General features: G+C 34.3%; 28 protein-coding genes. 7 read left to right on the top strand and 21 right to left on the bottom strand.

Annotated elements, in window-relative coordinates:
• The first annotated feature begins 149 nt into the window (after positions 1 to 149).
• Positions 150 to 626, top strand: coding sequence for an Lrp/AsnC family transcriptional regulator (locus HM986_RS14050; RefSeq protein WP_092470430.1), 477 nt, complete (start codon positions 150 to 152; stop codon positions 624 to 626).
• A gap of 110 nt (positions 627 to 736) precedes the next feature.
• On the opposite strand, the gene HM986_RS14045 is transcribed toward HM986_RS14050, so the two are convergent.
• A complete protein-coding gene (locus tag HM986_RS14045; protein ID WP_179335727.1) occupies positions 737 to 1,333 on the bottom strand; it encodes an acyltransferase in 597 nt (198 codons plus the stop codon).
• A 105-nt stretch (positions 1,334 to 1,438) separates the two neighbouring features.
• Here HM986_RS14045 and HM986_RS14040 point away from each other — a divergent pair, with 105 nt between their 5' ends.
• Positions 1,439 to 1,729 carry a hypothetical protein gene (locus tag HM986_RS14040; protein ID WP_179335726.1) on the top strand — a complete coding sequence of 97 codons (291 nt, stop codon included), beginning with the start codon at positions 1,439 to 1,441 and terminating at the stop codon, positions 1,727 to 1,729.
• A gap of 8 nt (positions 1,730 to 1,737) precedes the next feature.
• On the opposite strand, the gene HM986_RS14035 is transcribed toward HM986_RS14040, so the two are convergent.
• The 15 genes from HM986_RS14035 to HM986_RS13965 form a co-directional block, all read right to left on the bottom strand.
• Positions 1,738 to 2,490: an enoyl-CoA hydratase/isomerase family protein gene (locus tag HM986_RS14035; RefSeq protein WP_179335725.1), complete on the bottom strand. Its 753-nt coding sequence runs from the start codon at positions 2,488 to 2,490 to the stop codon at positions 1,738 to 1,740.
• A gap of 44 nt (positions 2,491 to 2,534) precedes the next feature.
• Complete coding sequence (locus HM986_RS14030) at positions 2,535 to 2,846, bottom strand: GIY-YIG nuclease family protein (RefSeq protein ID WP_179335724.1); 312 nt, start codon at positions 2,844 to 2,846, stop codon at positions 2,535 to 2,537.
• Positions 2,847 to 2,933: 87 nt separating this feature from the next.
• On the bottom strand, positions 2,934 to 5,435 hold the full coding sequence (gene paaZ, locus HM986_RS14025; protein WP_179335723.1) for a phenylacetic acid degradation bifunctional protein PaaZ: 2,502 nt from the start codon (positions 5,433 to 5,435) through the stop codon (positions 2,934 to 2,936).
• Positions 5,436 to 5,677: 242 nt separating this feature from the next.
• The gene (pcaF, locus tag HM986_RS14020; protein ID WP_179335722.1) at positions 5,678 to 6,886 is read right to left on the bottom strand and encodes a 3-oxoadipyl-CoA thiolase; all 1,209 of its coding nucleotides are present in this window, start codon (positions 6,884 to 6,886) and stop codon (positions 5,678 to 5,680) included.
• Between the two features lie 142 nt (positions 6,887 to 7,028).
• The gene (gene ypfJ, locus HM986_RS14015) at positions 7,029 to 7,889 is read right to left on the bottom strand and encodes a KPN_02809 family neutral zinc metallopeptidase (protein ID WP_179335721.1); all 861 of its coding nucleotides are present in this window, start codon (positions 7,887 to 7,889) and stop codon (positions 7,029 to 7,031) included.
• Positions 7,890 to 7,909: 20 nt separating this feature from the next.
• On the bottom strand, positions 7,910 to 8,314 hold the full coding sequence (locus HM986_RS14010; RefSeq protein WP_179335720.1) for a hotdog fold thioesterase: 405 nt from the start codon (positions 8,312 to 8,314) through the stop codon (positions 7,910 to 7,912).
• A 143-nt stretch (positions 8,315 to 8,457) separates the two neighbouring features.
• A complete protein-coding gene (locus HM986_RS14005; RefSeq protein WP_179335719.1) occupies positions 8,458 to 9,633 on the bottom strand; it encodes a 3-hydroxyacyl-CoA dehydrogenase NAD-binding domain-containing protein in 1,176 nt (391 codons plus the stop codon).
• Positions 9,634 to 9,726: 93 nt separating this feature from the next.
• The gene (locus HM986_RS14000) at positions 9,727 to 10,662 is read right to left on the bottom strand and encodes a pyridoxal-phosphate dependent enzyme (RefSeq protein WP_179335718.1); all 936 of its coding nucleotides are present in this window, start codon (positions 10,660 to 10,662) and stop codon (positions 9,727 to 9,729) included.
• A gap of 53 nt (positions 10,663 to 10,715) precedes the next feature.
• The gene (locus HM986_RS13995; protein ID WP_179335717.1) at positions 10,716 to 11,498 is read right to left on the bottom strand and encodes an enoyl-CoA hydratase-related protein; all 783 of its coding nucleotides are present in this window, start codon (positions 11,496 to 11,498) and stop codon (positions 10,716 to 10,718) included.
• Between the two features lie 107 nt (positions 11,499 to 11,605).
• Positions 11,606 to 12,103, bottom strand: coding sequence for a 1,2-phenylacetyl-CoA epoxidase subunit PaaD (paaD, locus tag HM986_RS13990; protein ID WP_179313342.1), 498 nt, complete (start codon positions 12,101 to 12,103; stop codon positions 11,606 to 11,608).
• A 153-nt stretch (positions 12,104 to 12,256) separates the two neighbouring features.
• The gene (paaC, locus tag HM986_RS13985) at positions 12,257 to 13,009 is read right to left on the bottom strand and encodes a 1,2-phenylacetyl-CoA epoxidase subunit PaaC (RefSeq protein ID WP_179335716.1); all 753 of its coding nucleotides are present in this window, start codon (positions 13,007 to 13,009) and stop codon (positions 12,257 to 12,259) included.
• A 171-nt stretch (positions 13,010 to 13,180) separates the two neighbouring features.
• Complete coding sequence (gene paaB, locus HM986_RS13980; RefSeq protein WP_173586540.1) at positions 13,181 to 13,471, bottom strand: 1,2-phenylacetyl-CoA epoxidase subunit PaaB; 291 nt, start codon at positions 13,469 to 13,471, stop codon at positions 13,181 to 13,183.
• Positions 13,472 to 13,567: 96 nt separating this feature from the next.
• Positions 13,568 to 14,524, bottom strand: a complete 957-nt coding sequence (paaA, locus tag HM986_RS13975) for a 1,2-phenylacetyl-CoA epoxidase subunit PaaA (protein WP_179335715.1) — start codon at positions 14,522 to 14,524, stop codon at positions 13,568 to 13,570.
• A gap of 108 nt (positions 14,525 to 14,632) precedes the next feature.
• Positions 14,633 to 15,706, bottom strand: coding sequence for an FAD-binding oxidoreductase (locus tag HM986_RS13970; RefSeq protein WP_179335714.1), 1,074 nt, complete (start codon positions 15,704 to 15,706; stop codon positions 14,633 to 14,635).
• A 69-nt stretch (positions 15,707 to 15,775) separates the two neighbouring features.
• Complete coding sequence (locus tag HM986_RS13965; RefSeq protein WP_179335713.1) at positions 15,776 to 16,345, bottom strand: TetR/AcrR family transcriptional regulator; 570 nt, start codon at positions 16,343 to 16,345, stop codon at positions 15,776 to 15,778.
• 113 nt (positions 16,346 to 16,458) lie between these two features.
• On the opposite strand from HM986_RS13965, the gene HM986_RS13960 reads away from it, so the two are divergent.
• Positions 16,459 to 16,767, top strand: coding sequence for a rhodanese-like domain-containing protein (locus HM986_RS13960; protein ID WP_179335712.1), 309 nt, complete (start codon positions 16,459 to 16,461; stop codon positions 16,765 to 16,767).
• 3 nt (positions 16,768 to 16,770) lie between these two features.
• Here HM986_RS13960 and HM986_RS13955 read toward each other — a convergent pair whose 3' ends face one another.
• The gene (locus HM986_RS13955; protein WP_179335711.1) at positions 16,771 to 17,394 is read right to left on the bottom strand and encodes a DUF4230 domain-containing protein; all 624 of its coding nucleotides are present in this window, start codon (positions 17,392 to 17,394) and stop codon (positions 16,771 to 16,773) included.
• Positions 17,395 to 17,623: 229 nt separating this feature from the next.
• On the opposite strand from HM986_RS13955, the gene HM986_RS13950 reads away from it, so the two are divergent.
• A complete protein-coding gene (locus HM986_RS13950; RefSeq protein ID WP_179335710.1) occupies positions 17,624 to 18,394 on the top strand; it encodes a hypothetical protein in 771 nt (256 codons plus the stop codon).
• 279 nt (positions 18,395 to 18,673) lie between these two features.
• The gene (locus HM986_RS13945; protein WP_179335709.1) at positions 18,674 to 19,531 is read left to right on the top strand and encodes a hypothetical protein; all 858 of its coding nucleotides are present in this window, start codon (positions 18,674 to 18,676) and stop codon (positions 19,529 to 19,531) included.
• Positions 19,532 to 19,537: 6 nt separating this feature from the next.
• Here HM986_RS13945 and gldC read toward each other — a convergent pair whose 3' ends face one another.
• Both gldC and gldB read right to left on the bottom strand, forming a co-directional pair.
• Positions 19,538 to 19,873: a gliding motility protein GldC gene (gldC, locus tag HM986_RS13940; RefSeq protein ID WP_179335708.1), complete on the bottom strand. Its 336-nt coding sequence runs from the start codon at positions 19,871 to 19,873 to the stop codon at positions 19,538 to 19,540.
• Positions 19,873 to 20,841: a gliding motility lipoprotein GldB gene (gene gldB, locus HM986_RS13935; protein WP_179335707.1), complete on the bottom strand. Its 969-nt coding sequence runs from the start codon at positions 20,839 to 20,841 to the stop codon at positions 19,873 to 19,875. Before gldB ends, gldC begins: the two co-directional genes overlap by 1 nt.
• A gap of 84 nt (positions 20,842 to 20,925) precedes the next feature.
• Between gldB and nadE the strand changes: the two genes are divergently transcribed.
• Entirely contained in the window at positions 20,926 to 21,714 is a 789-nt protein-coding gene (gene nadE, locus HM986_RS13930) for an NAD(+) synthase (protein WP_179335706.1), read from the top strand.
• Between the two features lie 137 nt (positions 21,715 to 21,851).
• Entirely contained in the window at positions 21,852 to 22,481 is a 630-nt protein-coding gene (locus HM986_RS13925; RefSeq protein WP_179335705.1) for a response regulator, read from the top strand.
• A gap of 14 nt (positions 22,482 to 22,495) precedes the next feature.
• Here the strand turns inward: HM986_RS13925 and dnaG are convergent, their stop codons facing one another.
• Positions 22,496 to 24,487, bottom strand: a complete 1,992-nt coding sequence (gene dnaG / locus HM986_RS13920) for a DNA primase (RefSeq protein WP_179335704.1) — start codon at positions 24,485 to 24,487, stop codon at positions 22,496 to 22,498.
• 296 nt (positions 24,488 to 24,783) lie between these two features.
• Positions 24,784 to 25,881, bottom strand: coding sequence for a hypothetical protein (locus tag HM986_RS13915; RefSeq protein WP_179335703.1), 1,098 nt, complete (start codon positions 25,879 to 25,881; stop codon positions 24,784 to 24,786).
• Positions 25,882 to 25,957 lie beyond the last annotated feature (76 nt).

The raw sequence follows: 25,957 nt of genomic DNA, 5'->3' as shown, positions 1-25,957 counted from the left end.
AGAATTAAAGATAATGTATATTGAATTATACAATTGTTAAAATCTTTTAATTTACCATTGAAAAGGATATTATTCTTAAAATTAACACCATTACAGATTATTAGACTTTTAATCATTAAATTTACCGCTTTAAAGCAACTAATTTTCTCATGCCACATACACTCGATAAAATAGACACACAACTACTTGCGATTCTTCAAAAGAATAGCAATCGAACAACAAAAAGTATTGCTGAGGAACTCGGCATGAGCACTTCACCAATATTTGAACGCATTAAAAAACTTGAAAAAGAAGGTTATATTGAAAAATATGTTGCTGTTTTAAACAACAAGAAAATTGGCTTAAAACTGACTGTTTTTATAGGAATCACGTTGCAAGGGCATACGCGAAGTTATTTAGAAAAGTTTGTAAAGGAAATCAACAACTTTCCGGAAGTTGTAGAATGCCATCGCGTCAGTGGAAATTTTGACTATTTACTAAAGTTGGTTGTTGAGGATATTGAGGCTTATGAAACTTTCATTATTTCAAAATTGACGCTACTTCCTTATCTAGGAAATGTTCAAAGTTTGATTGCTTTATCGACGAGTAAAGAGACCAATGAGATTGATTTGAGTCGGGTTTTGTAGTCCTGTAAAATTTTGAAAATATGACAGGTCTTTAATATTCAAATTGAAAAACACTGGGCTTCTCGATACAATTCTGATAAAAAATTGGAATCACTCGAAGAGACGTCATTTTATTTTTTGAACGTTTCCCGAAGTGTTTTATAAATATCATCTTGAATTTTCATGTTTTCTGGCACTTCTCTTAATGGTTCAACTTCTCTTAAACTCTCATGGCAATCTGCTGGTAATTGTTGGTATAATTGTGTGCCTTTTGTTTTCCACGCAATCATTTCATCTGTTATTCCTCTAATCACTTTCGCAGGATTACCTACTACTAAACTTCTGTATGGTATTTTAGTTTCGGCCTTAACAAATGACATGGCTCCTATGATACATTCATCTCCAATTTCTGCATCATCCATGATTACTGTATTCATTCCTATTAGGCAATTTCTACCCAAATTTGCACCATGAATTATCGCTCCATGTCCCACATGTGCACTTTCTTTTAGTGTGATGGACTTACCTGGAAACATATGCACTGTACAGTTTTCTTGTACGTTTACACCATCTTCTAAAATAATCTGTCCCCAATCTCCACGAATGGCTGCTCCTGGACCGATGTAACAGTTTTTACCAATAATAACGTTTCCTGTAACCGCTGCTAATGGGTGTACGAAACTAGATTCGTGAACAACTGGTGTATAACCTTTAAAACTGTAAACCATAATTTTATTAATAATAATTAAACTGTTAAATATTCATAAAAATGATAAATAAATGTAAGGTTTACTCAAGAAAACTACACTACATTGAAATAAAACTATTAATATATGAATTACTCAACTCCATCTTGCATTATACAAAAAGAAGACATCCCTCAACTAAAATTTTCAAAAAATGAAATTCTTACTAATCCTAAAAAAATAAAATTAAGATCTCATTATTTAGAACGTGCTACTCAATTAGGTAATTTATTAAAAACTAAAGTGAAAATTTATTTCACAGATCGTACTAATAAATTATTAACTGTAGACACTACTATTTGGGCAGTTACCTCTGATTTTGTTATTTTAAAACGAGGAATAACTATACCTAAAAGCAGCATTATTTACATAGAGTAAATTCAATTTTATTTAAACCCTTTTAATTTTTCTTTTGTAAAGTCAGAAAGCACCAATCTACCACTAGTTTGAGCGCGTTCTGCTAAAAGTGAATCCCAATCGTCTGTGCCTTGCCAGAATACTTTTTTCATTTCTAGCATGGCTTCTGTATTATAGGTACATAAATGCTCTGCCGTTGTTTTTACAGCCTCATCTAATACTTCTGTGCTTTCATACACTTGCGTGAATAAACCTTTTTGTTTTGCCCATTCTGCAGGATAAAATGTGTTTGCATCAATTGCGATTTGCGACATAGCGCTTAATCCCATTTTACGTTCTATTGCAGGTCCGACAACAAATGGTCCAATACCAATATTCAATTCGCTTAACTTAATAGCTGCGAATTTGGAAGCCATACAATAATCGGTTGCAGCTGCTAGTCCAACACCACCACCAACGGTTTTTCCTTGAATGCGACCGATAATAAATTTCGGACATTTACGCATGGCATTAATCACGTTTGCGAAACCCGAAAAGAACACTTTCCCTGTTGCTGCATCGTTGATATTTATAAGTTCTTCGAAGCTTGCTCCTGCGCAAAAAGTTCTATCTCCTCCACTTTTAAGAACCACAACTTTAATAGCGTCGTTAGTTCCAGCACCTGTTATGGTTTGCGCTAGTTTTGCTAAAACATCTCCTGGTAAAGAGTTGTGTGCAGGATGAAAAAACTCGATGTATCCTACTTCGTTTTTAATTTCTAATTTTACGTATGGTTCACTCATATTCTTAGTATGTCAATGCGCACTTGTTGCGCATTCGTATTATTTTAGTTCTTAATATATTTGGACAGATCCCAGCCTAAACTCAAGTCGATCCATTCCGGATTCATTACTATTATTATATTGGACTTCCATTCTTTTTTCCATTTCTTAATGGTCTTTTCTCTTCTAATAGCAATCCTTATATCTGAGTGCTCTTCAAAATAAACTAATTTTTTAATATTATAATGTCCAACGTGTGTTCCAAAAGTTGTTGTTTTGTGCTCACTCATTCGTCTCTCAATATTATTTGTAACTCCAACATAAAAAATGTGATTTCTTTCATGTGTTAGAATGTATGTATAATATTTTTTAGACATTACGTTTCATTTAAGCGAATGCATTAAAGTATTTCGTCAACATTAATGCGACTGCGCAACACGTGCGCAGTGACTTTCTATTAATAATTATAGTAATCCAAATTGCTCGAAATGATGATTTAAATGTTTTCTTTCTAATAAATACGATTCATATTTATTTAATTCTCCGAAGACTAAATTATTTAATTTAGCCTCCGGATTTTCTTTAAAATACGCTAAATAGGTTTCTCTTTGTCCTTTAAACTTTTCTATTGCTGTAGTCAAATCAGGATGCTTTAATGTATCTAAAGTGTCTTTTTCTAACTGAGGAAATTGAGAGTTCTTTGGGAATTTATCATAATTCCATAAACTATTATGCACTTTCTCTAAAATCTTTTCAGGTGTTGCGATTTCAAAATCTTGAATTTCTCCTGAAGCAATTTTATAAGTGTATTCTAAATGCTCAATCATATGCTGAGGTGTCATAATTCCCCATTTAGGTTTTGCATCTTCCTTTAATGCATAAAGACATTCGTTGATTTTATCTTCAGTCATTTCAGTTAAAACTTCTTGTTTTTTCTGAACCATAGTTAAGACTGTTGCGAATGCTACTTTCTCATTGGTATTAGCATCAAAAATTTCTGCATACCATTTTACAATTCCGCTAGGATGTTCTGCGGAAGCGACGTCTCTATCTACTTTTTGCTTACACGTTAGGCGTACGTAAATAGTATCGTTGTGATATAACGGACGTAAGAATCTGCATTCTTCTAATCCGTAATTCGCAGAAACTGGTCCTTTATTCGGATATACAAACAATCCTGCTGCTGCTGAAATAATGAAATAACCATGGGCCGTTCTTTGTTCAAAAATACTTCCGTCTAAAGAAGTAATATCGGTATGTGCATAGAAATGATCCCAAGTAACATTTGCAAAATTGATAATATCGGTATCGGTAAATGTACGTCTGTGGGTTTTCATAGACATTCCAGGTTGGATGTCTTCCCAATGGTATTTAAATGGATGCATTTCTGCTTCCTTATACTTTGCGTTTTGTTGGTATATACCAGTAATTTCGGTTATTGTTGTTGGTGAACCTTGGATTGCTGTGCGTTGCAAATAATGTTTTATTCCACGCATTCCTCCCATTTCTTCTCCACCTCCAGCACGACCTGGACCTCCATGCACTAAATATGGTAATGGCGAACCATGACCAGTACTTTCTTTAGCCATATCGCGATTAACCACCATTATACGACCATGATGAGATGCTGCATTTATAACATACTCTTTCGCAATCTTATCATCGTTTGTTGCAATAGAAGAAACTAGCGAACCTTTACCCATTTGCGCTAAAGTAATCGCTTCATCTAAATTCTTATAAGGCATAATGGTACTTACTGGACCAAAGGCTTCGCGTTCGTGAATGACTGTATTTTCAAAAGGGTGATCAGAACGTAATAAAATCGGGCTAATAAAAGCGCCTTTTTTAGCATCTGCTCCAATCGTGTTTATTTCATCTAAACTTCCATAAACGATTTGTGCTTCTTTAGACAAATCATTTACAGAATCTCTAACCGCTTGTACTTGTTGATGACTTACTAAAGATCCCATTCTAACTTCTTTAAGTCTTGGATCTCCAATAGTGACTTTATCTAAAGCTTTAGATAATGCAGTTTGCACATCTTCCACTAAATTTTGTGGAACAATGATTCTACGTATTGCAGTACATTTTTGTCCTGCTTTAACCGTCATTTCTTTTCTTACTTCTTTAATAAATAAATCGAATTCTGGTGTTCCTGGAACGGCATCTTCTCCTAAGATTGATGCGTTTAAAGAATCGGCTTCCATTGTAAATGGCACAGATTCTTGTATCAATCGTGGATGTGCTTTTAATAAGCGACCTACTTTTGCAGAACCCGTAAATGTTACAACATCTTGAGACTCTACAGTGTCTAGAATATTTTTAACCGTTCCGTTTATGATTTGTAATGCGCCTTCTGGTAAAATACCTGAGGCTATTATTTCTCTTGCTACAGCTTCAGCTAAATAAGAAGATGAAGGTGCTGGTAAAACTACTGCTGGCACTCCAGCCATCCAGTTTACTGCGCACTTTTCTAACATTCCCCAAACAGGGAAATTGAATGCATTAATATGCACTGCAATTCCTTTTTTGGGCACCATAATATGATGTGCCATAAAGCGTCCGCCACGAGATAAATCGATAGCATCTCCTTCTACGTGATATGGCTGATTTGGAAAAAGTTTTCTTAGAGAAGCATTGGCGAATAGGTTTCCGAAACCACCTTCGATGTCGATCCAACTATCTACTTTGGTTGCTCCTGTTCTGTAACTTAATTCGTAAAATGCATTTTTTCTTTTGGTAAGATATAAAGCTAAACTTTTAAGCATGTTTCCACGTTCTTGGAATGTCATTTTTCGAAGAACCTCTCCTCCTTTTGTTCTACCGTAGTTAAGAATTTCAGGAACGTCTAAACCTTCGATAGCAATGCTTGTAAAAGCTTCGCCAGTTACTGCATCTAGAATTGGTATTCCTTCTTCTTTACCTGTTGTCCATTGTCCTTGAACGTAGTGCTCTATTTTATTCATATCAAATGCCTGCGAAGGCAGGTATCTATTAAATTACTATTTTTTTAGCGTTACCTAAAGGTCGGGCTTTCCGTTATATCTTTTTTACTTGTTCTCGATACAAAATTGCCAAAAAGCAATTTCACTCGAACTGACGCAAAAAAGGATGCCACTTCAATCCCTAACGCACTTACTTGCTATGTTTTTTTATCTTAGTCAAAGATTATTTCCCTCTTGCTATGAGATTCCTGCCTGCGCAGGAATTAGACTCTTTCAATAATCGCTGCATAACCTTGACCAACGCCAATACACATGGTAATTAACGCGTATTTTTTATTCTGTTCTTGCAATTCTAAAGCCGCAGAATAAGCAACTCTTGTACCAGTAACACCAAGCGGATGACCAATGGCAATAGCACCACCATTTGGATTAATTCTTGGGTCGTTATCTTCTAATCCCCAAGCGCGAATGCATGCCAAAGCTTGTGCCGCAAAGGCTTCGTTAAGCTCGATGATATCCATATCGTCCATGGTTAAACCTGCTTTTTCTAATGCTTTATTAGACGCTTGCACAGGACCAATACCCATGATTCTTGGCTCGACGCCAACCACTGCAGAACTTACAATTCTAGCTATTGGTTTGAGATTGTACTTTTTTACTGCATCTTCACTCGCAATAATGGTTGCCGCTGCACCATCATTTAATCCAGAAGAATTTCCTGCAGTTACGCTTCCGTCTTTCTTTTTAAAAGCTGCCCTTAGTTTCCCTAAAACTTCTAAGGAAGAGCTTGGTTTTATAAACTCATCTTTTGAAAATTGGATAGGATCTTTTTTACGTTGCGGAATTTCGACAGTAACAATTTCTTTTGCTAGTCGTCCGTTTTCTTGTGCTTTGGTTGCCTTTTGCTGACTCCAAAGTGCGAATTTATCTTGGTCTTCGCGAGATATATTATATTTTTCTACTAAGTTTTCTGCCGTCATTCCCATGCCATCTGTGCCATACATTTCGTGCATTTTCGGGTTTACAAATCGCCATCCGAAAGTAGAATCGTATAGTTTAGAATCGCCTCCAAATGCGGATGATGGTTTTGCCATAACGTAAGGTCCACGTGTCATGTTTTCAACTCCACCAGAAATAAACACGTCTCCATCACCTGTTTTTATGGCACGATTAGCGTGAATGATTGCGGATAGACCAGAACTACATAATCGGTTTACAGTTTCTCCAGGAACAGTATATGGTAATCCTGCAAGAAGTGAAGACATTCTCGCTACATTACGATTGTCTTCTCCTGCTTGGTTGGCGCAACCCATAATAACATCGTCGTAAGCTTCCTTTGGAATACTTGGGTTTCGTTTTACGATTTCTTGAATCACTAATGCTCCTAAATCGTCTGTTCTAACAGCAGATAAAGTTCCTTTGTAATTTCCTATTGGTGTTCTAATGCCGTCTATTATGTATGCTTCTTTCATTTTTGAAATTGATATTGAAATTGATTTTGAAATTGAATCTACTATTTCAAATTAATATTTTTACTCTTATTGTAGATTCCTGCCTATACAGGAATGACAAATTGTTATAAACAATAGATTGTCTTGTTTTAGCTGGAATTGGTTAATCTAAAAGTGCAGAAAACGTATCTCCATTTCTAATATCTCCTGTGTTGTAGCCTTTCATAAACCACTCCATACGTTGTTTAGACGTACCATGTGTAAAACTATCTGAATTTACACTTCCAGTACTTCTTTTTTGTATGGCATCGTCACCAACAGCATTGGCAGCGCTCATGGCTTCCTCAATATCTCCTGCTTGTAAATATTTTTTATTGTGATGTGCCCAAACTCCTGCGTAAAAATCGGCTTGTAATTCTTGTGCAACAGACAATTTATTTGCTCCTACTTGATTTGTTTGACTTTGTAATTGTCTTACTTTGTTTGAAGTTCCTAAAAGTGTTTGGATATGATGACCAACCTCGTGTGCTGTGACGTAAGCTATTGCAAAATCGCCACCTTTTGCTCCAAAACGTGTTTTTAGTTCGTCAAAAAAAGCTAAATCCATATATAATTTTTGATCGCCAGGACAGTAAAAAGGTCCAGAAGCTGAAGTTGCACTACCGCAAGCTGTAGAAACCGCATCTGTGAATAATACCATTTTTGGTTCTTTATAATCCCCTAGATTGTAGTCTCTAAATATTTGGTTCCACACATCTTCGGTGTCGGCCAAAACAGTTGCCATAAAATCGCCCATTTCAAGCTCTTCGCTGGTTAAATCTCTTTGTTCTACTTGCTGAGTGGTTTGACTATTAGCTACCTGCTCTATGATTGGTGCTATTTGCTGACCAGTTTCACCTCCAAAAAGTTGCAATAAAATTACAACTACGGCAATAACTCCACCACCAGCTGCAACTTTACCTTTAGTTCCCATGCCGCGTTGGTCTTCAAGATTCCCGCTTTGTCGTCTACCTTTCCATTTCATAATTTTATATTTTTACTATTTTATTCCCAATCCTTTTGAGTTCTATAAACGACACCTTTAAAAAGTGCTACTAATTCTTCTCCTAGTTTTACTTCAATAATATTAAATCCTAATCTGTTTTTCACAGATTCTATTACAGATTCTGCTACAATATAATCACCTTCGTTTAAGGCTTCAATATGATTAATGCTTGTTTCGATAGAAACGGCATATTTACCATGGGTATTTGCTGCAAATCCGAAAGCCGTATCGGCTAATGAATAACTGATACCACCATGTGCTTTATTCATGCTGTTTAGCATTTCCTTTCTAATGGTCATTGCTACTTTGCAACGGCCTATTTCGCATTCTAGAATTTCTATTCCTAGCCAAGTGCTGTAGGCATCTTGGGAAAGCATTTTATGTGGAATTTGCTCTGGTTTCATGTTTACTTTCCACGAAAGTGGGAATCTTATTTAATTATTATCTTTTATTGTGGATTCCGCATCAAGTGCGGAATGACAAATCGTTGTAATTATATTATTCATACAAAATTGCAGAAAAAGCAATTTCACTCGAACTGACGTTTCTAATTAAAAAACGTTTGGTTTTCTCTATTCATTTTACGTAATAACGGACTACAGCGGTATCTATCTTCGTGGTATTCGTTGTACAATTCGTCTAATTTAGACACACACCAATCGATTCCTTTTTCGTCTGCCCAGGCTAATAATCCTTTTGGATAATTAACTCCTTTTGTCATGGCAATATCTATATCTTCAGCGGATGCGATGTTTAAAAATAAAGCATCTGCTGCTTCGTTGATGAGCATGACTAGGACGCGGTTGAAAATAGTTTCAGAAAGAGACGTCTCGACTGCGCTCGACGAGACAGATGTTCGTTCTGTTTTTCTTCCATTTGCATCATAATCATAAAATCCTTTTCCTGATTTTCGACCTAAATAACCGGCTTCTGTAAAACGCTTTTGCGTAAATGAAGGTTTATATCTTGGGTCGAAATAGAACGCGGTAAAAACAGTTTCGGTTACGGTGTAATTGACATCATTACCTATAAAATCCATCAACTCGAATGGTCCCATTCGGAAACCTCCTAAAGATTTTAAACTGTGGTCTATAGTTGCAAAATCGGCTAATCCTTCTTCATAAATTCTTAATCCTTCGCCATAAAAAGGTCTTGCTACACGGTTTACAATAAAACCTGGTGTGTCTTTAGCAACTGCTACTACTTTTTTCCAGTCTTTTATAGTTTGTATGACTTTTTCAAGTACTTCTTTTGACGTCTGAATAGCAGGAATAACCTCTACCAATTTCATTAAAGGTGCTGGATTGAAAAAGTGAATCCCTACACAACGTTCTGGTTTATTCAGAGATGCAGCGATTGATGCTATTGATAAACTTGATGTGTTGGATGCAATAATACAATCATCTGAAACATAGCTTTCCAATTCTGAAAACACTTTTTTCTTGATGTCTAGGTTTTCAATAATAGCTTCAATCGTTAAGTTGGCATCAGCTAAATCTTTAAGACTATCTACATAAGAAATATTAGATTGGATTCTGTTTTTTTCATCCGAATCAATTCGTCCTTTTTCAATAAGACGCAATAGTATTTTCTCTAAACTTGCTTTAGCTTTATCTAAAGCAGCTTGATTGGTGTCGTATAATTTTACTTGACAACCAGAAGTTGCTGCTACTTGTGCGATGCCGCTTCCCATGGTTCCTGAACCTATAATTCCTATGTTCATGTTTTTACTTTTATTGTGGATTCCTGCCTACGCAGGAATGACAAATTATTTTTTTTATTGATACCCTTCGACTGCGCTCAGGGTGACAGTTATCTAAAATGGCAGATTTTTCACATCTACATTACCACCAGAAATAATAATTCCGATGTTTTTAGTTGCAAATTCTTCTTTGTTATTTAATACAGCTGCAAAAGCTACTGCACTTGATGGTTCTACAATAATCTTCATGCGTTCCCAAATCAATTGCATAGCATGGATAATTTCCTCTTCCTCTACACAAATTATTTTCTCTACATGCTTTTGAATAATTGGAAAATTGCGGTCACCTAAATTTGTTCGAAGTCCATCTGCAATAGTTGCAAACGTAGTATTCGTTTCTATTTTACCCGAAATTAATGATCGATATGCATCATCAACAGCTTTAGGCTCGGCACCAATTACTTTGCATTTTTCAGAGAAATAATGTGCTGCCAAAGCAGTTCCTGCAATAAGACCTCCTCCTCCAACAGGTGCTAGAATAATATCTAAATCTGGTTGCTCTTCTAATAATTCAATCGCTGCTGTACTATTACCATAAATCACCTCATCTTGATTAGATGGGTGTAAAAATGATGCTCCCTTTTCCTCCTTAACTTTATTAGCTGCTGCTTCTCTTGCTTGAGGTGTCGATTCACATTCTATAATTTCTCCATCATACGTTTTAACACCATCTTTTTTTACTTGAGGTGCATTTTCTGGCATTACAATATAAGCCTTAACTCCTAATTTTTTAGCTGCTAATGAAACGGCTTGGGCAAAATTACCTGAAGAATGTGTTACCACACCACGTTCTCTTTCTGCATCAGTAAGTGAAAGGATAGCGTTTGCAGCTCCTCGCATCTTAAAGGCTCCCATTTTTTGAAAGTTCTCACATTTGAAAAACAGGTTAAAGCCTGCTTCTTTATTTAGCAATTCTGAGGTTAGCACTGGTGTTTGGTGAATAAAAGGTTTTATTCGGTTGTGCGCTTCTATGAGTGTTTGTTTATTCATATTGTTCTCGATACAAAATTGCAAAAAAGCAATTTCACTCGAACTGACATTAATTAATTTCCTTTAAAATTTGGTTTTCTCTTTTCAATAAATGCTGCGACTCCTTCTTTATAATCTTCACTTTGTGCGGCTTCAATTTGTAACTTAGACTCCAACGCTAATTGAGATTCTAAATCATTGGTCATCGATTTATTGAATAATTCTTTAATCATACCCAATGCTTTTGTAGGCATGTTTGCCAGTTTCAAAGCTAACTTATTGACATCTTCTTCAAAACTTTCTAATGGAATCATTTTATAAATCATTCCCATTTTCTCTGCTTCTTCTGCTGAAATTTTATCGCCTAACATGGCTAATGCTAATGCTTTTTGAAAACCGATTAGTCTTGGCAAAAAGAATGTTCCTGCACTATCAGGAACCAGACCAATTAAACTAAAGGCTTGAATGAAACTTACTTTTTCGTGAGCAACCACAATATCACAAGCTAAAGCAATATTTGCTCCTGCTCCTGCTGCAACACCATTTACTGCTGCTATAACTGGTTTTTTAATCGCACGAATTCTTGTAATTATAGGATTGTAATGCTCTTCTAATATTTTTTTGAATCCAGGGTTTAAATCTGGATCTGTAACTTCTTTTAAATCTTGTCCTGCACAAAATGCTTTTCCATTCCCTGTAAGAACAATTGCTCTAACCTCATCATTTGTTTCACAAGCATCTAAAGTATCGTGAAGCAAAAAAGCCATTTCACGGTTAAAACTGTTGAACACTTCTGGTCTGTTTAGCGTGATGTACGCTATTTTATTTTCTATTTTTAAAAGAATGCTTTTATTCATATGTTTTTCTTTTATTGTGGATTCCTGCCTTCGCAGGAATGACAAAACTTTTATATATTCTCAATACAAAATTGCTAAAAAACAATTTCACTCGAATTGAAGTTCCTTTACTTTAGACATTTAAAATAATCAAATGGTTCTTGGCAATCGTCACATTGAAACTGTGCTTTACATGCTGTGGAACCAAACTGACTTACTAATCTTGTGTTTTGTGAACCACAATTGGTGCACTTCACTATCCTTTTATCATTAAGCAATACATCTTTATCTGCTTCTGCGTTTAAAGGTGCTGCTATGCCATAATCTTCTAATGCTTTTCTTCCTCTTGGTGTAATCCAATCGGTGGTCCAAGCTGGTGCAAGAATTAATTCTATTTCTGAATCGTATCCTGCCACTTTTAATGCGGCTTTAATATCGTCTCCAATAACATCCATCGCTGGACAACCACTATACGTTGGTGTAATTTCTACTTTTACAATATTATTTTCTATGACTGCAGTACGTACCACTCCCATATCCATGATAGATAATACTGGGATTTCAGGATCTGAAACTTGTTCCAGAATTGGAATTAAGATTTGGTCTATGTTTTGTTCTGTTGTCATATTCATTTCCCGTGAAAACGGGAATTTTGCTTTATTACTTCTCGATACCATTCCGATAAAAAAATCGGAATCACTCGAAGTGACATTTTGTTTTAATTTTTGAGATTAGCTTCGCTGAACCAAAATATTTATCTGCCTTCTGAGGAATTTGTGTTACCATTCCATATTAGGATACGCACGTTGCATATATTGAAGCTCTGCTAATAAATACCCTAAATGTTCGGTGTGAACGCCTTCTTTTCCACCTTTTTGAAACCATTTTGATTCCGGGATTTCGAGTGTTGCTTCTTCTAAAATTTCATTTACCTTTTTATAATAGGTCTCTTTAAGTTTTGTTACATCAACACCAATTCCTTCTGCAACCATTGCTTTATCTGCTTCGGTTTGATGAAATAACTCATCAGTATAGGTCCACAAACCATCAATAGCATCTTGCATTTTTGTTTTACTTTCCTCTGTACCATCTCCTAAACGTTTTATCCAGTCTCCTGAAAAACGTTCATGATAACTCACTTCTTTAATTGATTTTGTTGCAATAGCAGATAAAGTTAAATCTTTACTTTTTTCTAATTCCTGTAAAAACAATAAATGATATACATCGAATAAGAACTGACGCGCCATAGTGTAGGCGAAATTTGTATTTGGTTGTTCTACCAACAATACATTTACATATTCACGCTCTTTACGAAGCATGGCGATATCATCTTCTGTTCTATCATCACCAGCAATTTTTGCTGCATACTGAAAATAGCTTCTTACTTGCCCAAATAAATCTAATGAGATATTGGTGCAGGCAATGTCTGTTTCTAGGCTTGGTCCATGTCCTGTGAGCTCTCCTAGTCTTTGGCCTAGGATTAGGCTGTTGTCTGCGATTCCTAGTATGTAGTTGTATAAGTTTTGTTTCATTTTAAGTGCCCATGAAAATGGGTATCTATTTAATTACTTCTCGATATAATTCCAATAAAAAATCGGAATCACTCGAAGTGACGTGCTTATTAATAATAAGATTCTTCCTTTGTTCTGAATGAAATTTAGATTCTCTTAATGAGATTCCTGCCTTCGCAGGAATGACAATTATTACATATGTTTTACCTCGTCCGGTAAATCATAAAATGTTGGGTGACGATAGACTTTATCTTGAGCAGGCTCAAACATTTCACCATTGTGTTCTGGATTTGATGCTGTGATATTTTTAGATTCTACGACCCAAATACTCACTCCTTCATTTCGTCTTGTGTACACATCTCTTGCATTTTCTAATGCCATTTCTGCATCTGCTGCATGAAGACTTCCAAAATGACGATGTTCTAATCCGTTTTTACTTCTTACAAAGATTTCCCAAAGTGGCCAGTTTTTTTTATCAGACATAATTATATGTTTTGTTTCATCTTATTCTCGATATAATTTTCTTTGATTTCGACTGCTCATAAACTGACAGAAAATCACTCGAATTGACGATGAAATTTAAATTGCTTGTTTTTGTTTTCTTGCTTGCTTCTTTTCAGCATGTGCCATTGCAGCATCTCTAACCCATTCTCCTTCTTCCCATGCACCAACTCTAGCTTTCATACGTTCTTTATTCATTGGTCCATGACCTTTGACTACCTGCCAGAACTCGTCCCAATCAATAGCTCCAAAATCGTAGCTTTGACGTTCGTCGTTCCATTTTAAATCTGGATCAGGAATTGTAAGTCCGATTAATTCGGCTTGTGGTACGGTTTGATCTATAAATTGCTGACGTAAATCGTCATTAGATTTTCGTTTTAACTTCCATTTCATGGATTGTTCTGTATGAATAGATTCGGCATCTGTAGGACCTAACATCATTAAACTTGGCCACCACCAACGGTTTAAAGCATCTTGCGCTAATTCTTTTTGTTCTGGTGTTCCGTTTGCCAACTTCATCATGATTTCAAAACCTTGACGTTGATGAAAACTTTCCTCCTTACATACACGAACCATTGCTCTTGCGTATGGTCCATAAGAAGTGTTACATAATGGCACTTGATTGATAATTGCCGCACCATCGACTAACCAACCTACAGCTCCCATATCTGCCCAAGTTACTGTTGGGTAATTAAAGATGGAAGAGTATTTTGCTTTACCTGAATGCAATTGCTCATATAACTCATCGCGAGAAATCCCTAAGGTTTCACATGCAGAATAGAGATATAAACCATGACCAGCTTCATCTTGAACTTTTGCTAAAAGTGCTACTTTACGTCGCAAAGAAGGTGCTCTTGTAATCCAATTTCCTTCGGGAAGCATCCCTACAATTTCGGAATGTGCGTGTTGCGACATTTGCCTAATATGCGTTTTACGGTATTTTTCTGGCATCCAATCTTTTGGTTCGATTTTCTCGTCTCTTGCGATACGTGCTTCGAATTGTGCTTCTAGATTTTTTATTTGTTCTTCACTCATGATTTTAAGCTTTTAGCTATTGGCTGTTGGACTTTAGCTTGTTGAACTCTAACTTTTCTTTTTCAAAATATTATGGATTCCTGCCTACGCAGGAATGACAAGTCTTATTTACACATCGAAATCTACAATTACCTTTTCTGTTGTTGGTACTGCTTGGCAGCTTAAGACTAGATTTTGTGAGACTTCTTTATCACTTAATGCGTAATTTATTTTCATTTCGACTGCGCCTTCTTTCACTTCACATTTACAGGTGCTACAAACACCTCCTTTACAGGCGAATGGTAAATCGGCTCCTGCTCCTAAGGCTGCGTCGAGGATATTATCGTATTCTTTAGTCATGGTGAAGGTGAATTCTTTTCCGCCATCTACTATGATTATTTCTGTGCCTTCTACGTTTTGCTGCGCTAAGCGTTCTGCGCGCTTAATGTCTTCATCTGAAAGTCCTTTTACAAATAATTCAAAATGTATTAATTCTTTTGGTAATCCTTTATTTATTAAATACGCGCTTACATAATTGACCATTTTTTCTGGTCCGCAAAGAAATACTTCACTTGTATCTGGAATATCAATAAATGTATTGGTAAGAATCTTCATCTTTTCATCATCGAATCTTCCGTTTAATAACTCAATATCTCTACGTTCTTTGGTTAAGAAATAATAAATTTCGAATCTACCAAAATAAGTGTTTCTTAATTGCTCTAGTTCCTCTTTAAAGATAATGGATTTTGCGGTTTTATTGACATAAAATAATTTACATGTCGAATTTGGTTCCGCTTTTAAATGTGCTTTAACCATTGAGAGGACTGGTGTAATGCCACTTCCTGCTGCGAAAAATAAGTAGTTTTTGGGCTTTGACGCGTTGACCTCTACTCCGAATGTTCCGCTTGGTGACATCACTTCTAATTGGTCTCCCGTTTTTAATTCGTCATTTATATAGGTTGAAAACTTACCGCCTGGAATGAGCCTTACAGCAACTTTCCATTGACTATCTAATGGACTTGAGCAAAGGGAATACGAACGACGCACATCTTCTCCGTTAATGTCTGCTTTTAGAGTTAAATGTTGACCTTGACGAAATTTGAATGTACTATGTAATTCTGAAGGAACTTCAAAGGTTATAACAGAAGTATCTTCGGTTTCCTTATATATATCTTGAATTTTAAGCTTATAAAACTGTGCCATATGTATTTTTAAAAACACTTAACTAACACTTGTTAGTTTGTTTGACAAAGTTAGTAAATAAATTTAAATCTATTTTATGACTCCTTTTATAAGAATTTCATTGAGGTTACTAGATAGTTCTTGAAGATTTACATCTTCCTTTTTCGGTATCCATAAATAAAGGGAACGTAAGGTTGTTAAGATTGAAAACATCATAACATCTGGTTTTATATCTGAAATCTCACCAGCCTTTATACCTTCAATTAGAATATTTCTGAAATCATTTTCGTAATCGCTACGCAACTTTTTGTAGTAATTTAGTCGAGCTTCCAAATGCATCCAATCGTGATTTAAAGCAGCCATACCATAAATATTGGTACTAGACACTTCTACATGTAATGCTATAATTTCCTTTAACTTTTCGATGCAAGTAGCATTGCTTTCTTGTACAGAAGACATTCCTTCTGTAAACTGTTCTGCAATAGAAATTATAATACTTTCTAATATATCTTGCTTGGAATTGATGTGATTGTAAAGACTTGCTGCTTTTATATCCATAGCAGTTGCCAAATCTCGCATGGTGACCGCACTATAACCTTTTTCTTTAAAGAGTTTAGCAGCTACTCTAATAATTTCTTGTTGACGTGTCTCTGGTTTCATTGTATTCTAAAGCACTAAAATAGTTAGAATTTTAAGCGCAACGTAATTTTAATGTAACTTTGGTTACGAATACATTCATTAACTTTTCGGAAGTTTGCTTAAAAATAAAAACTATGGGACTATTTAATGCTTTATTTGGTAAATCGACTAACAACGTTGCAGAATACCTTGAAAAAGGTGCTGTTATTTTAGATGTTAGAACACCAAGCGAATACCAAAGCGGACATATAAAAAATGCAATACACATTCCTGTTCAGGAATTGAGCACTAGATTTAATGAGATTAAAAAATTAAATAAACCTGTTATAGCTTATTGTGCTAGCGGCATGCGTTCTGGTAGTGCCGCAAGCCTTCTAAAATCTAAAGATATTGATGCCATAAATGGCGGTGGCATGAATAGCTTACAACGAAAGTTGGGTTAATTTTTAGTCTAATATACGCTTTAGGTTATTAAGTTCACTTAATTCTGAAATTGGACTTTGGTTATATTCTAATGTCCAACCTAAAGAATTAGTTAACATAAAAAACTTAGATAATTCGCTAATCAATCTATTTTGCGCATTCGACTTTAAATCAGATGCCTCAATTTTTTTCATTAGCGACTTGTTTACCGTCTCTTTTATACTATTATAGTCTTTGGCTTCGAATGGATTAAGATAATCTGCCTGCATATCATAATATTCAAAATCTGGACTAATTTTTATTTCTTCTTTTGGAATGCTTAAGATTTTAAGTGTTTTTGTAGCTTCATCAATTTTATACTCAATTTTACTTAAATCGTAACCAATTGTTACATCTGCATTGACGATAACTACGGCTTTCTTTTCGGCTGAAATTAAATCCCCAAAAACACCTTTTGAGTTTTTATAGGTGAACACTTCACTAAAATGCCCTTCGGTAACAACGAGTTTACCAACGTTTTTAATTTGTTCTTGAATTAAAGCTGTACTCTCTTTAAGCACAATTTTGTCTTCTTGTTTATCATCACAATATCTAAAAGCGAATACAACAACTAAGGTTAAGATAACTCCAAATAATATTTTCCTCATAAGCTAATTTAGTAAAATTCAGAAACAAAAAATCTTAAGACCTTAAGTATTTAAATCTTGTTTTTTTGCTTTACAACCTAGATGAGCGTTCATCATCTATAAAAAACGCAAAACACCCTTTAATATTATCAAATTCACATTCAGATCGTATATTAGATAAGAAATAGATAAATATCATTATATAAATTTAAAATATTTGCCTGTTCTCTAACCTAAAAATATAATTGCTATGATTAAAAACACAAGCATATTATTAGTCATACTTATGACCTCAATTAGTTTTGGTCAAAATACAATTTTACTTAAAAACACGAACCCAAAAGCAAAAGAGTTAAAACACAGTCTGAATTCTACAAAAGACAGCTTAATGCTAGGCTGTGATTCTAAAATTCTCAACGTTGAAATTTTTAATGAAGATTACGAGCAAATAATTGAAGTCGACGCTAACACTACTCAAATCTCTTTAAAAGACATTCCGAATGGAAATTTTATAATAGAGACTAGGCTATTTGAAAAGATTATAGCTTTTGACTTAATAAAGCACGAGGACTATAATGACGTTTCTCGCTCGAGTATGCACCAAAACTTAGAGCAAATTACAGAAGGGAAAGGAATGATGCTAGATGAAGAATTACAAGTCATTAAGAGTTCTCCAAAAAAAAGCATAGAATTTATTTTAACCGGAGGTAAAGCAAAAAATCAGGACTCTAAAAATCAAAAATATTTTTGGACTGAAACAGAAATCATTAATAAAATTGGTTCATGTAAAACTATGAGATTAGCTGATCAGAAATCCGTAGACAAAATGATTTATCGACACAAACTTGAAATTAAGAGTGATTCAGGCAAATTAAACAAACTCACCGTATGGGAAGTGTATAACAAAGGGGAATTTATGGAAAATCAAGTTTCGAACCCCAAATTTGTCTATTCATCTTCAACAAATTCATACAATCACACTCCGTATTATTCTACAACAAACCATATTCAGCATTTGTAGAATTAATTAATTGATACACTCATTGATTGCTCAATTTTTGAGTTCATCTATTTTCAATATTAAGTAAATAGACTTCATTAATAAATTAAAACACAACACTTTCCACGATGTTATCTGTGTTATATCGACGACTACAACATATCATCAAAGAAATATACCATGTATCTACATTTTAATTTTATACACTAAAAAGTGACTAACTTTGCGTATAATATGACGGCATTGTAATTTGTTATGCTTAGTATTAAAATTGTTTCCCAAAACAAAAACCTACTAATTATGAAACGACTATACTTTATTGTGTTGTTACTTTTATCATCTTTAGCTTATGGACAAAAATCTGTACTGCTTCAAAATGTAAACAATAGAGCTAAGGAGCTACAACACCAACTTAACAAAACAGAAGACAGCATTATCTTTAAATCTGAACGTACTATTTACGAAATTATGATTTTTAATGACGACTTTGAACGTATTATAAAGGTAAAAGATAATAATGCGAAAATTCTAATTTCAGATATACCAGTAGGTCGTTATGCCGTTGAAGCCGTACTTATAGACAAGCTTATTGTTATTACACTGTTGCGAAATGAAAGTTTTAATTTACAGGAACCAACTCCTTTATTAACTGCCATTGCAAGCCCTTACAATGAAGAAATAAATCCTCCACAAATAGTTTCTGCTATTAAAAATGAATCCTATGGTTCTGAGAACAATACGGGAAGGACCGATTTAAGTCTATACGGCAAAACAGCACCTTCTATTGTAAAAGAGAAAAAGTCGCTTACACTAAATAAAGGTTTCACATCAAAAACAGTAATACAACATCAAGTAGAAGTAGAGAACACTACGAACTCTACCTATTGGGTCATTCACAAGATAAATAACGGTTCTAGTTCTGAAAAGATATTAAAAATAGTAGATCAGAAAACTGTCGATCGTATGATCCGCAAGAATGAGATTGATATGAAAACCTTTTCAGGTCGATTAAATGAGCTTAGCGTTTGGAAAATCCACGATACAACTCGCTTTGTGCAACACAAAAGAAGAAATAAAGCAAACTACATGAATGTAGAATCTGATAGTTTTAATCTAATTCCATACTACGAAACAAATCATAATTTAGATAACAATTAAGGTATTCTACTTTTTAAGATTAAGCTTTTCAGCAAAATAATCACAAAAATCTTTCATATCACCGGCCATTTTTTCGTCTTGCGTTGCTCTTAAAAAAGAGTCACTCATGGTAACCAACGTTTGATGAAAGAAAAGTTTCATTTCATCAACTGGCATATCCTTAGTCCATAAGTCTATCTTTAAAGTTTCTTGTGCATTACTGTCCCAAACCGATAACATAATCGCTTTAGCTTCTTCATTATCTACACCACCATCTTGAGCTGACCAATTCAATTTTTCTGGCACTCTGTTTTCGTCAAGTTCTACGTTTAGTACTATTTTAGATTTTATAACTTTAGACATTACTTCTTAGGTTTAAATTTTGATTTTATAAATATTTCTTCTGGTTCAGTCTGCATAATTTTCAAGGCGTCAGCACCTGTAGTTTCGGCATAAGCTTTTACGATTTGCCATCCTAAATATTGACCTAAGCGACCTGGAGACTCGTTATCGAGTTCTAAGTAAAACTTTGAAAATGGGGCATCCGCAATAAATCGATTTGGTAATTTAGGATCTGTGCTGTACAATAATTCCTTTTCAATAAAATAGCTCCATATCTGACTTTCGTTAGCTTCAGCCCATTGAATCTGACTTTCAGAATAGCCAATCTTTTCAGCATCTGTTTTAAAAGGAATGATAACGTCTTTAAAGTAAAGTAACTTCCCAAAATATATCATCTCATCTCTTAAGGTTCTTCTATCGTTTTGAAAAATGTATTTTTTAGCATACCCATCAGCCATATCTACAACAATTTGTTCCTTGGTGAAATTTTCAGCCAAATACGCAGGTATATTACCATCTACATAAAATCGATGTAATTTTCCTAAATAGTTATCTAAAGCAATTAATGCTATGCTGTCCGTTACGATAACATTGTCCCTATATTGTACATCATTCGTTAAAGTAATGACGCGTGGCACGGAGAATACGTTATCATAATATTTAATATGTTGAAACATTGAAACCAGCTCCTCTTTAACAACTTCAATATCTTCAAAGGTCTGGCTAACTTCTTGTGAAATTTCATTTTGCAACGTGTCGGTGATCCTATTTATCCAAACTGAATCGGGCGTATGTTTAGAAAACATAAATGGATAATCCTTTTTTAGCTGCGTTAAATCCTTGGGTTGTGCTTTAGCAAATGCTATATCAAAACGCTCTACAGTAAAATCAACTTCAATTTTAGCGATTTCTTGTTCAACTTTAGATTCCTTATCACAAGAAAACATTGTAAACACGGTAAATAAAATAAAGTAAATTCTTATATGCATCTAATAAAATATTTTTAATCCTAACTCGATTGCGTTATTTTTGTTGTGCAAAGGTACACTTCTTTGTTTTAAAAATTAAAAATTATGCAAACTGAAAAAGTAGTAGATCACATTGTAAATTGGTTAAAAGACTATGCTACAAATGCCAAAGTAAATGGTTTTGTTGTTGGAATTTCTGGGGGAATTGACTCTGCGGTAACTTCTACACTTTGTGCCAAAACAGGCTTGGATGTTTTATGCATTGAAATGCCAATTCACCAAGCGCCTAGTCATGTTACAAGAGCCCAAGAACACATCTCATTTTTAAAACGTAAGTTTTCTAATGTAAAAGATACGGTTGTAAACCTAACTCCTGTCTTTGAAGAGTTTAAAACCGAAGTGAGTTTAGACAGCAATCAGGCTACTGTTGATATGGCTTTAGCCAACACTAGAGCCCGGTTACGAATGACAACTTTATATTATCACGCCGGACTATTAGGCCTTTTAGTTGCGGGCACAGGTAATAAAGTTGAAGATTTTGGTGTCGGTTTTTACACAAAATATGGAGATGGTGGAGTTGATTTAAGTCCGATTGCAGATTTAATGAAATCAGAAGTATACAATATTGGAAATTACTTAAACGTCTCAAAATCCATTATAGAAGCTGCTCCTAGCGATGGTCTCTTTGGCGATGCTCGTAGCGATGAAGATCAAATCGGCGCCTCTTACCCAGAATTAGAATGGGCGATGCAAGTGACAGCAGAAGGTAAAACAGCCCTCGACTTTGAAGGCAGAAAACGTGAGATTATCACCATTTACATGCGCTACAATTCTTCCAACAAACACAAAATGAACCCAATACCTGTTTGCGAAATCCCTAATAATTTAAAATAAATATTGCATTTCATTAAATAAAATTACTAAATTATTTAATTTTTAACTATTTTTACTCAATTAGCATCCGCAATGTTTTTAAAACTAAAAGCATATTAAATAATTACCCCTAACCAAAAAACTAAAATACTATTATCATGATACATATTCTGATTGTAGATAGTCATCCTATTGTAAGAACAGGATTAGAACTATTTTTAAACAGTAAAGAAGATTTTAAAGTCATCGGTAGTTTAGGAAGTGGGATTGAGATATTTGAATTTGTAAGACGCCATAAAGTCGACGTTATTATATCTGAAATCGATTTACCAGAACTTAACGGCATTACTGCACTAAGAGCTATAAAAAAAGAAAATAAATCCGTTCAGGTTTTAATGTTTAGTCATCAACCCGAAGAAATATATGCCATAAGCACAATTAAAGCAGGTGCTTCTGGCTATTTAAATAAAGGAGTTGATATTGACCAAATAGAAGCGGCAATTAGAAAAATTAGCGCCGGCGAAACATCTCTAAGCGAGAAAATGGATAAACATTTTCATTATGAAGACACACGAAAAAGCAGAAGTCGCATGTTTAAAAAGCTATCAACTAGAGAGGTTGAAGTTTTAAAATTACTTTCTATTGGTCGTAAAAACAAAGAAATCGCGCAAGAGTTAGATATTAACGAAAAAACAGTCAGTACATACAAAGCCAGATTGTTTAAAAAATTAAATGTTACAAATATTGTAGATTTAATTCACCAAGCGAAGCATCACAATTTAACCTAATCAGTGTTTTTTTATTAGCCCAAAACTTTACCTAACTTACGAGACAACAACATTTTAAGACCAACATAGTCTTTTACATCTTCCATTATAGTGCGTAGATCGACATTTTCTTTTAAGGTTTCATTTTTATACTCGGCTACTTTTTGATCAATTAAATGACAACGCAAACTTAAAATAGTTTGACTCACTAATTGTGAAACAGAATCTTTTTTTTCCTTAGGAATAATTAGATTGCGCTCCCAATCGTGAAGATTATAACGTTCATCTTCCATTAAAATACTTGTGACCGTACTTGCAGAATCTTGATCTAATTGGTTAATGAAGTTTTTGGTTGAAAATCCTTCCTCCTGATTTAATTTATCAATAATAGAGTAATAAAGCGCCTTAAATTGCGGATTAGAAAACTGCATTTCGTCCTCTTGAAGGTCTAAATACACTTTTTCAAATACGCGTGCCTCATGTTTTGTTGGCTCTAATAGCAGCTCTCCAGAAGTTTCATCCTCTTGTAAAATTAAGTCCTCAAACTGCTCTGTTCTATCACCATATAGCATTAAGATTTCAATAATTTTTTTCTCTAACTCATATTGAATATCAACCTTTGGCTTACGACTAGGCTCTTCATTCCTAAAAACTTCAAATGGAGGTTCATTTGGATCAGAAGAACTAGATGGAGCATAAGACTTGGGTTTATTATTATCCTTAGCCTGTTTATTATTAATTTGTGCTAAAGTTGTAAAAAGTACATTCTCGCTAATATCCATTATACGCGCACATTCTTGAATGTAAATTTCGCGTTTTATCTGATCTGGAATTTTAGCAATGCTGTTTACAATTTCGCGAATGGTCTCCGCTTTTTTAATCGGATCATTATTAGCTTCCTTTACTAAAAGCGACGCTTTAAACTGAATAAAATCTTTAGCATTTTCTTCAAGATAAGCCGTAAGCTCTTCTAAAGTGTTGGATTTAGAAAAACTATCAGGATCTTCACCATCAGGAAACGTGCATATCTTAACATTTACGCCTTGCTCTAATATTAAATCGATACCACGAATGGATGCTCTAATTCCTGCTGCGTCACCATCAAAAAGAACGGTAATATTATTTGTTAAACGATTAATTAACCGTATTTGATCTGGAGATAAGGCTGTGCCAGAAGAAGACACCACATTGGTAATACCTGATTGATGAAACTGAATGACATCTGTATAACCTTCTACTAAGTAACAATTATCTTCTTTTGCTATCGTTTGTTTGGCATGGTATAGACCATACAAGATCTTACTTTTATGATAGATTTCGCTCTCTGGTGAATTTAAATATTTCGCCGCTTTTTTATCGTTGGTTAAAATACGTCCACCAAAGCCAAGAACACGCCCACTCATACTATGAATTGGGAACATCACTCTGCCTTTGAATCGATCGAAGCGTTTTTCTCCTTTAACAATAGTTAAACCCGTTTGCTCTAAAAAATTGAGTTTATAACCTTTACCCAAGGCGTCATCTGTAAATCCTTGCCACTCATCTAACGAATAACCGAGATCAAATTTTTTGATGGTTTCCTCAGTAAAACCACGTTCTTTAAAATAACTTAAACCAATCGCTTTCCCTGGATTTGTTTTATGAAGTACATTTTGAAAATAGCTACTTGCATATTCGCTTACTAAATATAAACTTTCACGGTTATCCGCTTGTGCTTTTTCTTCGTCGGTGCGTTCGGTTTCTTCTATTTCAATATTGTACTTTTTTGCTAAATATTTTATAGCCTCAGGATACGTAAAATGCTCGTGCTCCATTAAAAATGTTACGGCATTTCCGCCTTTTCCACTTGAAAAATCTTTCCAAATTTGTTTCACCGGAGACACTACGAAACTCGGAGAGCGTTCTTCACTAAAAGGACTTAAACCTTTGTAATTGGTACCTGCTTTTTTTAATTGTACAAAATCACCAATGACCTCTTCTACGCGAGCGGTTTCAAATACTTGTGCAATGGAGTTTTGTGAGATCAATTTTAGTGTTTTAGCAAGTTTGCAAATTTAAGATAAAACAATTTGTATTAAAAGCTATTCATAAAAACTAATTCAATTTTTACTATATCACAGGTTAATGCCAGATTAATTCTTTACGAATCTTCAAAACGTTTAAAACTAGGACATCTCATTTCGACATTATTATTAATAATTGGATTTAACAATGTCAATAACCTTTAGGAAATCTACACAAACAAAAAGCCCTAATCTAAAATACGATTAAGGCCTTTTAACACTCAAAAATTGATTGACTGATTGATTGATTGATGATTTATTTAATCCATATCAAAACGTATCCCTACTGAAATATTATTTTGATCTACAACTTGATTTTTAAATATTGGATTAAGATCGTATTTTACATATAAAGCAATTTCTCCCAAAGCCACATAACCACTTAAGCCATACACAAATTCGTTAACCTCATAACCACCACGTTGCTTATTTTTTATTCTATCACCATCGTCCTTGTACTTTAGTTTTTGCATGCTACCAATATTTAAACCTGCATAACCACCTAAACCTACTTTTAATTTTTTGTGCGTTGAATATCTAAAGTAATCGTCTTTCTCAATTTTTTTAGAAGGTCCAAATTCTATGTGCATTGGAAATACTAAATTAGTTGTTCTAAACTTTGACTTATTTAAATCTGAAGGAAATTCTTGAAGCGAAATTTCGCCATCAGTATTCACTAAATAATTATTATCCTTCATTTCAAATTTATTCCACTGAAAAGAGAAGCCATATTTTAATCTCCAGAAATTAGAGTTTTCAAAAACTCTAGTTTTCCAAGCATAGCCTAATTCATAAAAATCAGAGTTAGCTATTTTATATGGTGAATCACTAAGACTCTGTCCTTCGATTAAAGCATTATTAAATCCTAAAGCAAAGACAACATTTGTAGTTGTACGTCTATCATATTTTCTAGGTTTATCATTAGATTTTTCTCCAAAATAAACAAAGCTTTCCTTGTCTCCCTCTTCAGATCCTATTCTAAGGACATAACCGTATTCTTCACCATCTTCAGCACTATAAGTATCATCGTTTCTTTTTAATAATTCAATTTTATTATCTATAATAGCTAAACGATTTTCAATATTTAGAGCTCTATTTTTTGCAGCTTCCTTCTTTAAGTTTTCTGCTTCTGCTGCTGTTATTTCACCATCATCTAAGCGCTGATTAATCGCTGCTATTTCTGATTTTAAAAAATCTCTTTCTTCATTTTCAATGTTAATTTTGAGATTTTTAAGTGATTCAATTTTTAAGTGATTCGCTGACGTTTTAGTACTATCAACCTTTGTTTCTTGTGCTTGTACTGTTGTAAATGCTAGTGCTATCACTAAGCATAATACCAATCTTGTAATGTTGTTCATAACTGTTCGTTTTTTGATTTATTGATTATTGATGTTTACTTCGGCTACGCTACCAACCAAATAATTTGATTCTTGT

This window comes from Winogradskyella costae (assembly GCF_013403865.1).
Classification (GTDB): domain Bacteria; phylum Bacteroidota; class Bacteroidia; order Flavobacteriales; family Flavobacteriaceae; genus Winogradskyella; species Winogradskyella costae.
The sequence above is the reverse complement of the archived record's forward strand: the minus strand, read 5'-3'. Positions and strand labels throughout refer to the sequence as shown.

Coding starts and splice junctions, on each gene's coding strand:
- HM986_RS14050 (WP_092470430.1), top strand. CDS start 150: ATGCCACATACACTCGATAAAATAGACACACAACTACTTGCGATTCTT.
- HM986_RS14045 (WP_179335727.1), bottom strand. CDS start 1,333: ATGGTTTACAGTTTTAAAGGTTATACACCAGTTGTTCACGAATCTAGT.
- HM986_RS14040 (WP_179335726.1), top strand. CDS start 1,439: ATGAATTACTCAACTCCATCTTGCATTATACAAAAAGAAGACATCCCT.
- HM986_RS14035 (WP_179335725.1), bottom strand. CDS start 2,490: ATGAGTGAACCATACGTAAAATTAGAAATTAAAAACGAAGTAGGATAC.
- HM986_RS14030 (WP_179335724.1), bottom strand. CDS start 2,846: ATGTCTAAAAAATATTATACATACATTCTAACACATGAAAGAAATCAC.
- paaZ (WP_179335723.1), bottom strand. CDS start 5,435: ATGAATAAAATAGAGCACTACGTTCAAGGACAATGGACAACAGGTAAA.
- pcaF (WP_179335722.1), bottom strand. CDS start 6,886: ATGAAAGAAGCATACATAATAGACGGCATTAGAACACCAATAGGAAAT.
- ypfJ (WP_179335721.1), bottom strand. CDS start 7,889: ATGAAATGGAAAGGTAGACGACAAAGCGGGAATCTTGAAGACCAACGC.
- HM986_RS14010 (WP_179335720.1), bottom strand. CDS start 8,314: ATGAAACCAGAGCAAATTCCACATAAAATGCTTTCCCAAGATGCCTAC.
- HM986_RS14005 (WP_179335719.1), bottom strand. CDS start 9,633: ATGAACATAGGAATTATAGGTTCAGGAACCATGGGAAGCGGCATCGCA.
- HM986_RS14000 (WP_179335718.1), bottom strand. CDS start 10,662: ATGAATAAACAAACACTCATAGAAGCGCACAACCGAATAAAACCTTTT.
- HM986_RS13995 (WP_179335717.1), bottom strand. CDS start 11,498: ATGAATAAAAGCATTCTTTTAAAAATAGAAAATAAAATAGCGTACATC.
- paaD (WP_179313342.1), bottom strand. CDS start 12,103: ATGACAACAGAACAAAACATAGACCAAATCTTAATTCCAATTCTGGAA.
- paaC (WP_179335716.1), bottom strand. CDS start 13,009: ATGAAACAAAACTTATACAACTACATACTAGGAATCGCAGACAACAGC.
- paaB (WP_173586540.1), bottom strand. CDS start 13,471: ATGTCTGATAAAAAAAACTGGCCACTTTGGGAAATCTTTGTAAGAAGT.
- paaA (WP_179335715.1), bottom strand. CDS start 14,524: ATGAGTGAAGAACAAATAAAAAATCTAGAAGCACAATTCGAAGCACGT.
- HM986_RS13970 (WP_179335714.1), bottom strand. CDS start 15,706: ATGGCACAGTTTTATAAGCTTAAAATTCAAGATATATATAAGGAAACC.
- HM986_RS13965 (WP_179335713.1), bottom strand. CDS start 16,345: ATGAAACCAGAGACACGTCAACAAGAAATTATTAGAGTAGCTGCTAAA.
- HM986_RS13960 (WP_179335712.1), top strand. CDS start 16,459: ATGGGACTATTTAATGCTTTATTTGGTAAATCGACTAACAACGTTGCA.
- HM986_RS13955 (WP_179335711.1), bottom strand. CDS start 17,394: ATGAGGAAAATATTATTTGGAGTTATCTTAACCTTAGTTGTTGTATTC.
- HM986_RS13950 (WP_179335710.1), top strand. CDS start 17,624: ATGATTAAAAACACAAGCATATTATTAGTCATACTTATGACCTCAATT.
- HM986_RS13945 (WP_179335709.1), top strand. CDS start 18,674: ATGAAACGACTATACTTTATTGTGTTGTTACTTTTATCATCTTTAGCT.
- gldC (WP_179335708.1), bottom strand. CDS start 19,873: ATGTCTAAAGTTATAAAATCTAAAATAGTACTAAACGTAGAACTTGAC.
- gldB (WP_179335707.1), bottom strand. CDS start 20,841: ATGCATATAAGAATTTACTTTATTTTATTTACCGTGTTTACAATGTTT.
- nadE (WP_179335706.1), top strand. CDS start 20,926: ATGCAAACTGAAAAAGTAGTAGATCACATTGTAAATTGGTTAAAAGAC.
- HM986_RS13925 (WP_179335705.1), top strand. CDS start 21,852: ATGATACATATTCTGATTGTAGATAGTCATCCTATTGTAAGAACAGGA.
- HM986_RS13915 (WP_179335703.1), bottom strand. CDS start 25,881: ATGAACAACATTACAAGATTGGTATTATGCTTAGTGATAGCACTAGCA.